We start from the raw sequence: 15191 nt of genomic DNA, 5'->3' as shown, positions 1-15191 counted from the left end.
GGCGGCGCCGGTGATGATGGCGGTCGTGGTGGTGCCGGTGGTGCCGGTGGTGCGGCCAGTGGGGGCGGTGTCGGTGGTGATGGGGGTGCCGGCGGTCAGGGTGGTGCCGGGGGTAAGGGCGGCAGCGGCCGCGACGGCAATAACGGGGTGGCCGGGCTCGACGAGTACGGCACCGGTGTCGGGGGCGGTCAGGACGGCGGTCATGCCGGGGCCGGCGGTAAGGGTGGCGATGGTGGGGCCGGTGGTGACGCCGGGTCTGGGGCCACTGCGGGCAAGGCTGGTGCCGGTGGGGACGCCGGGGCCGGTGGTGCTGCGGGCACGGCCGGTAAGGGCGGTGCCGGGGCGGCCGGAGCGGCCGGGGTGGCCGGGCAAGACGTTTACGGCACCGGCATCGGTGGCGGGCAGGCCGGCGGAAACGGCGGGGCCGGTGGTGACGGCGCCGACGGCGGGGCCGGCGGGGTCGGCGGTGCGGCCGGCGTCGGTATCGGCGGCGGCGCGGGAACCAACGGTAATGGTGGCGCGGCCAGCAGTGGTGGCGCCGGCGGCGCGGCCGGTAGCGGTGGCGCCGGCGCCCTCGGCGCCGATGGTGTGGCCGGCTCCAACAACGGCGCGGCTGTGGCCGGTGGCGACGGCGGGGCCGGCGGCACCGGCGGCAGCGGTGGTGCCGGGGGCACCGGCGGTCAAGCCGGTGGACTGGGCGCCACGGCGGGCGCCGACGGCTTCGGCGGCCACGGCGGGGCCGGCGGCGGTGCCGGGACCGCCGGTGCTGGTGGGCGCGGCGCGGACGGGGTGAGCGGAGCCATCGATGGCGGGGCCGGCGGCCACGGCGGCGACGCCGGCGCGGTCGGCGCCGGCGGCCAGGGCGGTCTCGGACCCGCCGGCAACGGCACCGACGGCGCCACCGGCCTCGGCGCCAACGGCGGCCGAGGGGGTGACGGCGGCAACGGATTGGCTGGCGCCAACGGCGACAACGGCGTCAACTCCGCCAGCCCCAACGGCACCGGCGGCAGCACCGGCGGCAACGGCGGGGCCGGCGGCGACGGCGGCACCGCCAGCGGCACCGGCACCACCGGCGGCGACGGCGGAGCCGGCGGCAAGGGCGGCACCGGCGGCAAGGGCGGCTCAGGCATCGACGGCGGCAACGGCGTCGCCACCACCGGCGTCGGCGGCACCGGCCAAGCCGGCGGCAACGCCGGAGCCGGCGGCCACGGCGGCGACGGCGGCAAGGGCGGCAACGGCGGGGCCGGACCCACCGTCGGCAAGGCCGGTAGCGGTGGCGCGGCCGGCGCCGGCGGAGACGCCGGCCTGGCCGGCAAGGGCGGGATCGGCGCGGCCGGGGCCACCGGCACCACCGCCAGCAACGGCAACGGCTTCGCCGGCGGTGACGGCGGGGCCGGCGGCAAGGGCGGCGACGGCGGCAACGGCGGCATCGGCGGTGCAGCCGGCGCCGGTAGCGGCGGCAGCGCGGGGGCCAACGGTAATGGTGGCGCGGCCAGCAGTGGCGGCGCCGGCGGCGCGGCCGGGAGTGGTGGCGCCGGCGTCACCGGTGCCAATGGTGTGGCCGGCTCCAACAACGGTGCAGGTGTCGACGGTGGTGACGGCGGGGCCGGCGGCACCGGTGGGGCCGGTGGTGCCGGGGGCACCGGCGGTCAGGCCGGTGGACTGGGCGCCACCAAGGGCGCTGACGGCTTCGGCGGCCACGGCGGGGCCGGCGGCGGTGCCGGGACCGCCGGTGCTGGTGGGCGCGGCGCGGACGGGGTGAGCGGAGCCATCGATGGCGGGGCCGGCGGCCACGGCGGCGACGCCGGCGCGGTCGGCGCCGGCGGCCAGGGCGGTCTCGGACCCGCCGGCAACGGCACCGACGGCGCCACCGGCCTGGGCGCCAACGGCGGCCGAGGGGGTGACGGCGGCAACGGATTGGCCGGCGACAACGGCGACAACGGCGTCAACTCCGCCAGCCCCAACGGCACAAACGGCAGCACCGGCGGCAAGGGCGGAGCCGGCGGCGACGGCGGCACCGCCAGCGGCACCGGCACCACCGGCGGCGACGGCGGAGCCGGCGGCAAGGGCGGCAACGGCGGCAAGGGCGGCTCAGGCATCGACGGCGGCGCCGGGGTAGCCGGTGTGGATCAATACGGCACAGGCGTGGGCGCCGGACAAAACGGCGGCAACGCAGGCGCAGGTGGCGCCGGCGGCGACGGCGGCGCCGGCGGCAAGGCCGGTGTCGGACCCACCGCGGGCAAAGCCGGCAATGGCGGCAACGCGGGATCCGGTGGCGCTGCGGGCTTCGCGGGCAGGGGTGGCGCGGGCGCTGCCGGCGCGGCCGGGGTGGCCGGGCAAGACCTGTACGGCACCGGGGTCGGTGGCGGTCAGGCCGGCGGCAGCGGCGGTTTGGGCGGAAACGGCGGTAACGGCGGTAACGGCGGTACCGGCGGGGCCGCAGGCACCGGCGGCATCAACCCAGCTACCAAGGGCATCAACGGCGCCGGCGGGAACGCCGGCAGCGGCGGCAACGGTGGGGCTGGCGGTACTGGTGGTGCGGGTGCGCTCGGCGTGGCCGGCACCAACAACGGCGCCGGCGGTAACGGCGCCAACGGTGGATCCGGCGGTAACGGTGGTGCCGGCGGCAACGGCGGCACCGGTTCGACCACCGGCGCCAAGGGCGGCGGGGGCAACGGCGGCAACAGCGGCGTCGGCGGCAACGGCGGCAACGGCGCGACCGGCACCGCGAGCACACCCAACGGCGGCGCCGGCGGCAACGGCGGCAACCGCGGAGTGGCCGGCACCGGGGGCAGCGCCGGCACCGGCTCGGGCGCCGCGACCGCGGGCACCAACGGCGTCGCACCCAGCAGCGGCGGCAACGGCGGCACCGGCGGCACCGGCTTCACCTCCACGGTCGCCGGCGCCAACGGCGGCAACGGCGGCAACGGCGGCAACGGCGGCAACGTCGGCAACGGTGGTGCCGGCGGGGCCGGCGGCAACGGTGTGGCCGGCGGGGCCGGCAGCAACGGCGTCAACCCGGCGACAACGGCGGCACCGGCCAGGCCGGTGGCAGCGGCGGCGCCGGCGGTGCCGGCGGCAACGGCGGTTCGATCTCGGGCAGCGCGGGTGTCGGCGGTGCCGGTGGCGCGGGCGCCAACGGTGGTGTCGGTGGTATCGGCGTCAACGGCGCCGCGGGCGTGGCCGGCCAGACCCTGTACGGCACCGGGCCCGGCGGCGGTCAGGCCGGCGGCAGCGGCGGTCTGGGTGGGGCCGGCGGTGCCGGCGGTAACGGCGGCGTGGGCGGCAAGACCCTGGGCGGCAGCGGCACCCAGGCCGCCAGCGGCGCCGGCGGGAACGCCGGCAGCGGCGGCAACGGTGGGGCTGGCGGTACTGGTGGTGCGGGTGCGCTCGGCGTGGCCGGCACCAACAACGGCGCCGGCGGTAACGGCGCCAACGGTGGATCCGGCGGTAACGGTGGTGCCGGCGGCAACGGCGGCACCGGTTCGACCACCGGCGCCAAGGGCGGCGGGGGCAACGGCGGCAACAGCGGCGTCGGCGGCAACGGCGGCAACGGCGCGACCGGCACCGCGAGCACACCCAACGGCGGCGCCGGCGGCAACGGCGGCAACCGCGGAGTGGCCGGCACCGGGGGCAGCGCCGGCACCGGCTCGGGCGCCGCGACCGCGGGCACCAACGGCGTCGCACCCAGCAGCGGCGGCAACGGCGGCACCGGCGGCACCGGCTTCACCTCCACGGTCGCCGGCGCCAACGGCGGCAACGGCGGCAACGGCGGCAACGGCGGCAACGTCGGCAACGGTGGTGCCGGCGGGGCCGGCGGCAACGGTGTGGCCGGCGGGGCCGGCAGCAACGGCGTCAACCCCGGCGACAACGGCGGCACCGGCCAGGCCGGTGGCAGCGGCGGCGCCGGCGGTGCCGGCGGCAACGGCGGTTCGATCTCGGGCAGCGCGGGTGTCGGCGGTGCCGGTGGCGCGGGCGCCAACGGTGGTGTCGGTGGTATCGGCGTCAACGGCGCCGCGGGCGTGGCCGGCCAGACCCTGTACGGCACCGGGCCCGGCGGCGGTCAGGCCGGCGGCAGCGGCGGTCTGGGTGGGGCCGGCGGTGCCGGCGGTAACGGCGGCGTGGGCGGCAAGACCCTGGGCGGCAGCGGCACCCAGGCCGCCAGCGGCGCCGGCGGGAACGCCGGCAGCGGCGGCAACGGTGGGGCTGGCGGTACTGGTGGTGCGGGTGCGCTCGGCGTGGCCGGCACCAACAACGGCGCCGGCGGTAACGGCGCCAACGGTGGATCCGGCGGTAACGGTGGTGCCGGCGGCAACGGCGGCACCGGTTCGACCACCGGCGCCAAGGGCGGCGGGGGCAACGGCGGCAACAGCGGCGTCGGCGGCAACGGCGGCAACGGCGCGACCGGCACCGCGAGCACACCCAACGGCGGCGCCGGCGGCAACGGCGGCAACCGCGGAGTGGCCGGCACCGGGGGCAGCGCCGGCACCGGCTCGGGCGCCGCGACCGCGGGCACCAACGGCGTCGCACCCAGCAGCGGCGGCAACGGCGGCACCGGCGGCACCGGCTTCACCTCCACGGTCGCCGGCGCCAACGGCGGCAACGGCGGCAACGGCGGCAACGGCGGCAACGTCGGCAACGGTGGTGCCGGCGGGGCCGGCGGCAACGGTGTGGCCGGCGGGGCCGGCAGCAACGGCGTCAACCCCGGCGACAACGGCGGCACCGGCCAGGCCGGTGGCAGCGGCGGCGCCGGCGGTGCCGGCGGCAACGGCGGTTCGATCTCGGGCAGCGCGGGTGTCGGCGGTGCCGGTGGCGCGGGCGCCAACGGTGGTGTCGGTGGTATCGGCGTCAACGGCGCCGCGGGCGTGGCCGGCCAGACCCTGTACGGCACCGGGCCCGGCGGCGGTCAGGCCGGCGGCAGCGGCGGTCTGGGTGGGGCCGGCGGTGCCGGCGGTAACGGCGGCGTGGGCGGCAAGACCCTGGGCGGCAGCGGCACCCAGGCCGCCAGCGGCGCCGGCGGGAACGCCGGCAGCGGCGGCAACGGTGGGGCTGGCGGTACTGGTGGTGCGGGTGCGCTCGGCGTGGCCGGCACCAACAACGGCGCCGGCGGTAACGGCGCCAACGGTGGATCCGGCGGTAACGGTGGTGCCGGCGGCAACGGCGGCACCGGTTCGACCACCGGCGCCAAGGGCGGCGGGGGCAACGGCGGCAACAGCGGCGTCGGCGGCAACGGCGGCAACGGCGCGACCGGCACCGCGAGCACACCCAACGGCGGCGCCGGCGGCAACGGCGGCAACCGCGGAGTGGCCGGCACCGGGGGCAGCGCCGGCACCGGCTCGGGCGCCGCGACCGCGGGCACCAACGGCGTCGCACCCAGCAGCGGCGGCAACGGCGGCACCGGCGGCACCGGCTTCACCTCCACGGTCGCCGGCGCCAACGGCGGCAACGGCGGCAACGGCGGCAACGGCGGAAACGTCGGCAACGGCGGCCAGGGCGGCGACGGCGGGTACGGCCTGGCCGGCACCAACGGAACCAACGGGGTCAACCCCGGCGACAACGGCGGCAACGGCCAGGCCGGTGGCAGCGGCGGCAAGGGCGGCGCCGGCGGCAACGGCGGTTCAATTGCCGGCAACGGCGGCGCCGGAGGCAAGGGCGGCAACGCCGGCGACGGCGGTAGCGGCGGAATCGGGGTGACCGGCGCCGCCGGAGTGGCCGGAGATGACCTGTACGGCAACGGCATTGGCGCCGGCCAGAGCGGAGGCAACGGCGGCAACGGAGCGGCCGGCGGCAACGGCGGCAACGGCGGCCTCGGCGGCCTGTCCCCGCACGGCACCAAGGGCGCCACCGGCGCCGGCGGCAACGCGGGCAACGGCGGCGCGGCCGGAACGCCTGGAGACGGCGGCAACGGGGCGGACGGCAACGCCGTCTACACCACCGGCGGCGCGGGCGGCAAGGGCGGCAACCCCGGCTCCGCAGGCGCCGGCGGCACCCGCGGCTTCGGTTCCCCCAACGGCGCCGCCGGCAACGAGGGCGCCTCGGTCAGCATTCCGTCCGGCAACGGCGGCAACGGCGGCGCGGGCTACACCTCCACCACCGCGGGTGCTAACGGCGGTGACGGCGGCGCCGGCGGCGACGGCGGCACGATCGGCAACGGCGGCAAGGGCGGCGACGGCGGCAACGGTGTTGCCGGGGCGGCCGGAGACGCCGGCGTCAACCCTGGTGACAACGGAGGCACCGGACAGGCCGGTGGGTCAGGCGGCAAGGGTGGCGCCGGCGGTGCCGGCGGTGTCAACGGCGGCGACGGCGGCGCGGGCGGCAAGGGTGGTACCGGTGCCGACGGCGGCAAGGGCGGTGCCGGGGTGACCGGCGCCAACGGCGTGTCCGGCCTAACCGATTACGGCAACGGCGCGGGAGGCGGTCAAAACGGCGGCAACGGCGGCACCGGTGGCGCCGGCGGCAAGGGCGGCACCGGCGGGCAGGGCGGCAGCGCCGGGCTGTACGGCGCCAAAGGCGTGGGTGGCGACGGCGGCAAGGCCGGCAACGGCGGCGCGGCCGGAACCCCGGGCAACGGCGGCAACGGCGCCGCGGGAATCGCCGGCAGCATCAACGGCGGAGCCGGCGGCAAGGGCGGTGACCCGGGCGGCGTGGGCGCCGGCGGCACCGGCGGGGCAGGCGGCAAAGGCTTCGTCGACGGCACCGCCGGCAGCAACGGAGTCGTGGGCGCCACGCTGACCGGTCCGGCCGGCAACGGCGGTAGCGGTGGCGTTGGTTACAGCGCCACGACACCCGGCGCGGCCGGCGGCGACGGCGGCAAGGGCGGCGCCGGCGGTTCGATCGGTAACGGTGGCAATGGCGGGGCCGGCGGCGACGGTGCCGACGGCAAGGCCGGCGACAACGGCGGCAACAACGGAGGCAACGGCACCAACGGGCAGGCCGGTGGGGCCGGCGGCAAGGGTGGCGACGGCGGCGCCGGCGGTTCGATCTCGGGCAACAGCGGCAACGGCGGGGCCGGCGGCAAGGGCGGCAACGGCGGGGCCGGCGGCAACGGCGTGAACGGAGCCGACGGCGTCACCAACTCCAACGACTATGGAACCGGCGTCGGCGGGGCACAGAACGGCGGCAATGGCGGCAACGCCGGTCAGGGTGGCGCCGGTGGCGCCGGCGGCAATGCCGGCACCGTCACGAAGGGCACCGTCGGTATCGGCGGTAACGGCGGTCAGGGCGGCGACGGCGGCGACGGCGGCACCCAGGGCAACGGCGGTAACGGCGCCAACGGGACCAAGGCCAACCCGGACGGTGGTGACGGCGGCAAGGGCGGCAACCCGGGCTTCGGCGCCACCGGCGGAATCGGAGGCAAAGGCGGCACCGGATCCGTCAACGGCCTCAACGGCGCCAACGGCGCCAACGGCAGCACGCCCGCCAACCTGGCCGGCAACGGTGGTCGTGGCGGCGACGGCTACAACGCCACCGTTCCCGGCGCCGACGGCGGCAAGGGCGGTAAGGGCGGCGACGGCGGTCTGTACGGCGACGGCGGCCAAGGCGGCGACGGCGGCGACGGCGCGGCGGGTAAAGCCGGTGCCAACGGCGCTACTCCGGGCGCCAACGGCGACAACGGCCAAGACGGCGGCAAGGGTGGCGACGGCGGGGCCGGCGGCAAAAGCGGCACGCTCGGCGGCCACGGCGGCGCGGGCGGTAACGCGGGCAACGGCGCCGACGGCGGCACCGGCGGCAACGGCGCTGCCGACCCGACCGGCATCGGCCCCAACGCCGGCAAGGGCGGCAACGGCGGTAACGGCGGCAACGGCGGAGTGGCCGGCAAGGGCGGCGCCGGCGGTGACGGCTTCACCGGCGGCGGCGACGGCGGCGACGGCGGCAACCCGGGCGCCGGTGGGGGCGGCGGCATTGGCGCCAGCGGGCTCAACGGCACGGGCAGCAACGGCACGGCCGGCACCATGCCCGCCACCCCGACCGGTGACGGTGGCGACGGCGGCGACGCCTTCGGTGTCCCCGGCGCCGGACAGACCGGTTACGCCGGCGGCGACGGCGGTAACGCCGGCGCCTACGGCAACGGCGGTGACGGCGGTGACGGCTTCACCGGCGGCAAGGGTGCGACCGGGGCTACGCCGGGCACTCCCGGCGCCGACGGCCTGACCGGCGGTACCGGCGGCACCGGTGGCGCCGGCGGCAAGGGCGGCGACGGCGGCACCAAGGCCGGTGACAGCGGTAGCGGCGGCAAGGGCGGCACCGGCGGCCAGGGCGGCACCGGAGGCGCCGGCCAGACCGGTGCGTACCCGACCAACTCCGGCGCCGGCGGCGACGGCGGCCAGGGCGGTATCGGCGGCAAGGGCGGCCAAGGCGGTGATGCGGGTGCCGTCTACAACGGCAACCAGGGTGCCGGCGGCGACGGCGGCGACGGCGGCAGCGCCGGCCTGGGCGGCAACGGCGGCACCGGTGCCGTCGGTACCGCCGGCAACACCACCGGCGGCAAGGGCGGCAACGGCGGCAACCCCGGTGCCAGCGGCGGTCTGGGCGGCGACGGCGGCAAGGGCTCACCCGACGGTGCGACCGGCAGCGCGGGCGTCATCCCCACCACCATCGCCGGCAACGGCGGCACCGGCGGCGCTGGCTTCAGCCCGACCACTCCCGGCGTCAACGGAGGCACCGGCGGGGCCGGCGGTGACGGCGGACAGTACGGCAACGGCGGCGCCGGAGGCGCCGGCGGCAACGGCGCCAAAGGCTCGACCGGCCCGGCAGGCACCATCGGCACCCCCAACGGCGGCGCCGGCGGCACGGGCGGCGACGGCGGCAGCGGCGGCGTCGGCGGTAAGGGCGGCTCGAGTGCGGGCACCAGCGGGGCCGGTGGTGTCGGCGGCCAGGGCGGCGACGGCGGCGTAGGTGGCGCCGGCTTCAACGCGACCACGCCAGGCGCCGACGGCGGCAACGGCGGCAGCGGCGGAACCGGCGGCAAGGGCGGCGTCGGCGGTGACGCCGGCGCCGTCGGCGGCGCCAACACCAAGGGCGCCGGCGGCGACGGTGGCAACGGCGGCAACGCCGGACTAGGCGGCGACGGCGGCAACGGTGCGGCAGGCAATGCCGGCACGCCCAACGGCGGCAAGGGCGGCGACGGCGGTGACCCCGGCGGCATCGGTTTGGGCGGCACGGGCGGCACCGGTACCGGCGGCGGCAACACCGGAGCCAACGGCAGCCTGCCCACCAGCCCCTCGGGCAACGGTGGCAACGGCGGAAACGGCTACACAGCCACCACCGCGGGCGTCAACGGCGGTGACGGCGGCGCCGGCGGTCACGGCGGGCAGTACGGCAACGGCGGAAACGGCGGAAGCGGCGGAAACGGCTTGGCCGGCAAGGCCGGGGTCAGCGGCAAGGCCTTCGGTGTCAGCGGCACCGACGGCCAGGCCGGCGGCTCGGGCGGCAAGGGTGGCGCCGGTGGCAACAGCGGCACCAGCCTCGGCAGCGCCGGCAACGGCGGCAACGGTGGCAACGGCGCTGACGGCGGCAACGGCGGCAACGGTGTGATCGGTAAGTACGGCACCGCGGGGGTGAGCGCCGGCGCGGGCCAGGCCGGCGGCAACGGCGGCAACGGCGGGACCGGCGGCAGTGGCGGCAACGGCGGCGCCGCCGGCTTGCTGCAGAACGGCTCGGGCTCGGCCGGGACCCAGGGCACCGGCGGCAACGCCGGCAACGGCGGCAACGCCGGGATCCCGGGTAACGGCGGCGCGGGCGCGGCAGGCACCAACGCGTTCCGGGACGGGGGCGCGGGCGGCAAGGGCGGCGACGCCGGAACCGCAGGCAAGGCCGGCGCGATCGGTATCGGCTCGATCAACGGAACTCCCGGCACCGACGGCAAGGGCCTGACCGGGCCGGTCGGTAACGGCGGTCAAGGCGGCGCGGGCTACAACGTGTTGACTCCCGGCTCTGACGGCGGCAACGGCGGCGCCGGCGGCGACGGCGGCAACCTCGGCAACGGCGGCAACGGCGGCAACGGCGGCAACGGCGTATCCGCGACCGTCGCCGGCACCAACGGCCCCAGCCCCGGTGCCAGCGGCACCGACGGCCGCGACGGCGGTGCGGGCGGTAACGGTGGCGCCGGCGGCAAGGGCGGTGCCGACTTCGGCAACGGCGGCAACGGCGGCAACGGCGGTGACGGCGGCAACGGCACCAAGGGCGGCAACGGCGTCAGCGGCGCGGCCGGCATCGCCGACACCAACGCCTACGGCACCGGCATCGGCGGTGGCCAGAACGGCGGCAACGGCGGTGCCGGCGGCAACGGCGGTGCGGGCGGCAACGGCGGCGCCGGCGGTGTCGCCCCGAACGGCACCACCGGCATCGGCGGCAACGGCGGCAACGCCGGAAACGGCGCCGCGAGCGGCACACCCGGTAACGGCGGCAACGGCACGGACGCGACCAACGCCACCAACCCCAACGGCGGCAACGGCGGAAACGGCGGAACCGCCGCCATCGGCAAGGCCGGTACCGCCGGCACCGGCGGCATCGGCTCCGTCAATGGCGCTAACGGCCTCAGCGGCGCCGACGGTCCGTCCTTCGGCGGCCCGGTCGGCAATGGCGGTAACGGCGGCTCGGGCTTCAACCCCACTCTCGCGGGCGCCAGCGGCGGTAACGGCGGCACCGGCGGTAACGGCGGCACCTACGGCAACGGCGGAAATGGCGGAAACGGCGGTGCCGGGGTGGCCGGCACGGTCGGCGACAACGGCGTCGGCGCAGGCACCAGCGGCACCGACGGACAGGCCGGCGGCAACGGCGGAAACGGCGGCGCCGGCGGCGCCGGCGGCACGATCTCCGGCAATAGCGGCAACGGCGGCAACGGCGGCGCCGGCGCCAGTGGCGGTAACGGCGGAAACGGCGTGGCCGGTAGCAACGGCACCGGCGGCGGCCAGAACGGCGGCAACGGCGGCAACGGCGGCAACGGCGGCAACGGCGGCACCGGCGGCAACGCGGGCCTGGCGGGCTCGGTCACCAGCGGCACCAAGGGCACCGACGGTGCCAGCGGCTCAGGCGGCAACGGCGGCAACGCCGGAACTCCCGGCAACGGCGGCAACGGCGGCAACGCGACCAACACCACTAACCCCAACGGCGGCAACGGCGGAAACGGTGGAAACGCCGGCACGAAGGGCACCGGTGGCCTGGCGGGCACCGGCGCCGGTGGAACCAACGGCACCGACGGCACCGCGGTAATCGGCCCAGCCGGCAACGGCGGCAAGGGCGGCGCGGGCTTCAGCAACACCACCGCAGGCGGCAACGGCGGGGCCGGTGGTAACGGCGGCAACGGCGGGAACATCGGTAACGGCGGTGACGGCGGTGACGGCGGCGCAGGCCGGGCCGGAACAAGTGCCAGCAACGCCACCGGCACCGGCAACAGCGGCGGCAACGGCAACCCCGGCGGTGCGGGTGGGGCCGGTGGCAAGGGCGGCGATGGCGGCTCGATCTCCGGCAACGCCGGTAGCGGCGGCGCCGGCGGCAAGGGCGGTGACGGCGGTAACGGCGGCAACGGCACCTCGGGTGCGGCCGGCGTGGCGAACAGCAACACCTACCTCACCGGCATCGGCGGCGGCCAGCACGGCGGCAACGGCGGTAGCGGCGGCGCCGGCGGCAGCGGCGGCAACGGCGGCGCGGCCGGCACGGTACTGGGTACCGGCAGCGCCGGCAGCGTGGGAGCGGCCGGTGGCGGCGGCAAGGGCGGGAACGCCGCGACGCCGGGCAACGGCGGCAACGGCGCCAACGCGACCAACGGCACCAACCCCAACGGCGGCGTCGGCGGCAACGGCGGAAACGCGGGCACTGCGGGTGGCGGCGGCAAGGTGGGCACCGGCTCGGGAGCCGCGACCGACGGCGCCAACGGCAACTCGGTCACCGGTCCGATCGGTAACGGCGGCAACGGCGGCAACGGCTGGAACTCCACCACCGCGGGCGTCAATGGCGGCAACGGCGGCAACGGCGGCAACGGCGGCTCAGTCGGCAACGGCGGCAAGGGCGGCAACGGCGGCAACGGCGCGACCGGAACCACCGGCTCCAACGCCGCGCTGCCCGGCGCCGACGGTGGCACCGGCGACAATGGCAGCGACGGCGGCAAGGGCGGCAACGGCGGCCTCGGCGGCTCCATCTCCGGCAACGGGGGCGCCGGCGGCAACGGCGGCAGCGGCGCCAACGGCGGTGCCGGCGGCAACGGCGCCACTGGCGATGCCACGTTCACGGTGAACGACGGCAAGGGCGGCGGCGGCGGCGCCGGCGGCGTCGGCGGAGCCGGCGGTGCCGCGGGCAACGGTGGCAACGCCCTCGGCGCGGGTGACGGCGGGGCCGGGGGCACCGGCGGCGGCGGCGGTACCGGCGGAGCGCCCGGCACCGGCGGCGACGGGGCAGCAGGGACCCTGACCCACCCCGACGGCGGAAACGGCGGCGACAGCGGCACCGGCGGCAAGGGCGGCAACGGCGGCGCCGGGGGCACCGGCGGCAACGGCGGCGCCACGTCCGGCAACGGCGGCCAGGGCGGCAACGGCGGCAGCGGCGGCGCCGGCGGCAGCGCCTTGCCGATGCAGACGGGCGGCAGCGGCGGCAACGCCGCAATCGGAACCAACGGCAACGGCGGCAACGGCGGCAAGGGTCCAAGCGGTGGTGACGGCGGCGACGGCGGCGCTCTGGGCAGCGGCGGCGCGCCCGGTACCGGCGGCATCGGCGGAGGCAACGGAACCGCGGGCGCCGGTGGCGCCGGCGGCGGCGCGGGCAACGGCGGGACCGGCGGCAAGGGTGACGGCACCGGCAGCGACGGTCTCACCGGCGCGATCGGGTCGACGGGCAAAGCCGGCAACTGACCGGCCCGGCGGGTCTAGAACTGCAGCGCGCGGTAGCGCCAGTCCAGCACCTGCCGGTCCGGCACGTCGGCAGAGTCGCTGGCGGCGTAAACCAGCGACCGCACGCCCAGCACTCCCGCATTGGAGTTCTGGGTGGCCCGCTCGACGTGCACCTCGCTGTACAACGTGTCGCCCTCGTACACCGGTGCGGTGTGATCGCAGGATTCCCAGCCCAGCACCGTGGCCAGGTTGGGCAGCAGCCGGTTGGCCTGCGCGAACGCCAGTCCGATGGTGTGCCCCCCGTACACCAGCCGCTGCCCGCCCACCCGCGAATCATGATGGGTGGCAGCGATGTTCAAGGTGAGGCGGGCAAGCTCGGGGGCGCTGGTGACGACATCGCCGGTGCTGTGTAACACCGCACCCGCCCGACCGGGGTCGAAGTGCGGGCCAGGCACCTTGCGGCGGAAGGCCTCACCGTCCCATGTTTCGGTGGGGTCCACCGCTGGAGGCGCGGCCTGGAAGGCCGACAGGTCATCGCCGTGGTCGGGTCGCACGATCCCAGCTGGGCTCACCGGCAGCATCGCGCAGCGGTAGAAGTCCAGCACCAACCGATCGGCCTGGTCGATTGTCGTCATGCGCAGCGCGGCCATCCCGGTGGGCGCGCGCCCCGGCTTGGCGGTGTTGGCGCGCAGACCCACGACTTCGGTGCGGGTGTAAAGGGTGTCGCCGATCAGCGGGTACCGGTGGAACGTCAGCCCGCGGTAGAACAGGTTGGCTTTGACGCGCTGGGTGGCCAGCGTCGACTGCCCGATCGCCACGTCGCACACCAGCCCCGGGTGCGCCAGCGCGGCCGGCGCACCCGTCACGGCGGCACACAGATCGGCGTCCAGCGCCAACCGCAGCCGGTCTCCGATGATCGCCTGATGGGCCGCGGCCAGGCCGGGAGACAGGGTGACCGAAGGCGCCCAGTCGAACACCTGCCCCACGGCCAGGTCGTCGAAGTAGGGCCCGCCCACACGCACCGCCGTATACCCGTCAGTCACGGAATGCCATGCTGGCAGGCTGTCTCATCGAGGGTCAAACACGCACCTCGCCGAAAGTGAATACGACGACGTGACACGCCGGTTCGACGTCGCCCGCTTCACCCTCGGCCGATAAAGGTGAAGGAGTCCGGTGAGCACTGAACTCAACGAGGACGAAGCGATGCTGGTGGCCACCGTGCGGGCGTTCGTCGATCGCGATGTGCGACCCACCGTGCGCGAGGTCGAGCACGCCAACACCTATCCCGAGGCGTGGATCGAGCAGATGAAGCGCATCGGCATCTACGGCCTGGCGATCGACGAGGAGTACGGCGGCTCGCCGGTGTCGATGCCGTGCTACGTGGAGGTGACCCAGGAACTCGCACGCGGCTGGATGAGCCTGGCCGGCGCGATGGGCGGGCACACCGTCGTCGCCAAGTTGCTGACGCTGTTCGGCACTCCCGAGCAGAAGCGAAAGTACCTGCCGCCCATGGCCACCGGCGAACTGCGTGCCACGATGGCGCTCACCGAACCCGGCGGCGGATCCGATCTGCAGAACATGACCACCACCGCGCTGCCCGCGTCGGACCCAGATACGTTGGCGGTCAACGGATCCAAGACCTGGATCAGCAACGCGCGCCGCTCCGGGCTGATCGCGCTGCTGGCCAAGACCGACCCGAACGCGACACCCCGACACAAGGGCATCTCGGTGCTGCTGGTCGAGCACGGGCCGGGCCTGACGGTGTCACGCGACCTGCCCAAGCTCGGCTACAAGGGCGTCGAATCATGCGAGCTGTCGTTCGACGACTTCCGGGTTCCGACTTCGGCCGTGCTGGGAGGCGTTACGGGTGAGGGATTTTCGCAGATGATGAAAGGACTGGAGACCGGCCGGATTCAGGTGGCCGCCCGTGCGCTCGGCGTGGCCACCGCGGCGTTGGCGGACGCGCTGGACTACGCTCAGCAGCGCGAAAGTTTCGGACAGCCGATCTGGAAGCACCAGGCCGTGGGGCACTACTTGGCCGACATGGCAACGAAACTCACCGCAGCCCGCCAGCTCACCCGCTATGCCGCGCAGCGTTACGACAGCGGCGACCGGTGCGACATGGAGGCCGGCATGGCCAAGCTGTTCGCCTCGGAGGTGGCCATGGAAATCGCGTTGAACGCGGTACGGATCCACGGTGGCTACGGCTACTCCACCGAGTACGACGTGGAACGGTATTTCCGCGACGCGCCACTGATGATCGTCGGCGAGGGCACCAACGAGATCCAGCGCAACGTCATCGCCGCACAGTTGGTGTCGCGCGGCGGAATCTGACGGCAATGCGGGCAAGTTTCGGACTGCCCGCGCGCC

3 protein-coding genes are annotated in these 15191 nt (G+C 76.9%); 2 read left to right on the top strand and 1 reads right to left on the bottom strand.

What is annotated here, in order from left to right:
* Positions 1-3179 precede the first annotated feature (3179 nt).
* Positions 3180-12842 (top strand): hypothetical protein, encoded by a 9663-nt coding sequence (locus JX552_RS02490; protein WP_205875937.1) that lies wholly within the window; start codon positions 3180-3182, stop codon positions 12840-12842.
* A 14-nt stretch (positions 12843-12856) separates the two neighbouring features.
* Here the strand turns inward: JX552_RS02490 and JX552_RS02485 are convergent, their stop codons facing one another.
* Positions 12857-13864 carry a MaoC family dehydratase gene (locus tag JX552_RS02485; RefSeq protein WP_205875936.1) on the bottom strand — a complete coding sequence of 336 codons (1008 nt, stop codon included), beginning with the start codon at positions 13862-13864 and terminating at the stop codon, positions 12857-12859.
* 130 nt (positions 13865-13994) lie between these two features.
* Here JX552_RS02485 and JX552_RS02480 point away from each other — a divergent pair, with 130 nt between their 5' ends.
* A complete protein-coding gene (locus tag JX552_RS02480) occupies positions 13995-15155 on the top strand; it encodes an acyl-CoA dehydrogenase family protein (RefSeq protein WP_277396028.1) in 1161 nt (386 codons plus the stop codon).
* Positions 15156-15191: the final 36 nt, after the last annotated feature.

It is taken from the genome of Mycobacterium gordonae (assembly GCF_017086405.1).
GTDB lineage: Bacteria > Actinomycetota > Actinomycetes > Mycobacteriales > Mycobacteriaceae > Mycobacterium > Mycobacterium gordonae_D.
The sequence above is the reverse complement of the archived record's forward strand: the minus strand, read 5'-3'. Positions and strand labels throughout refer to the sequence as shown.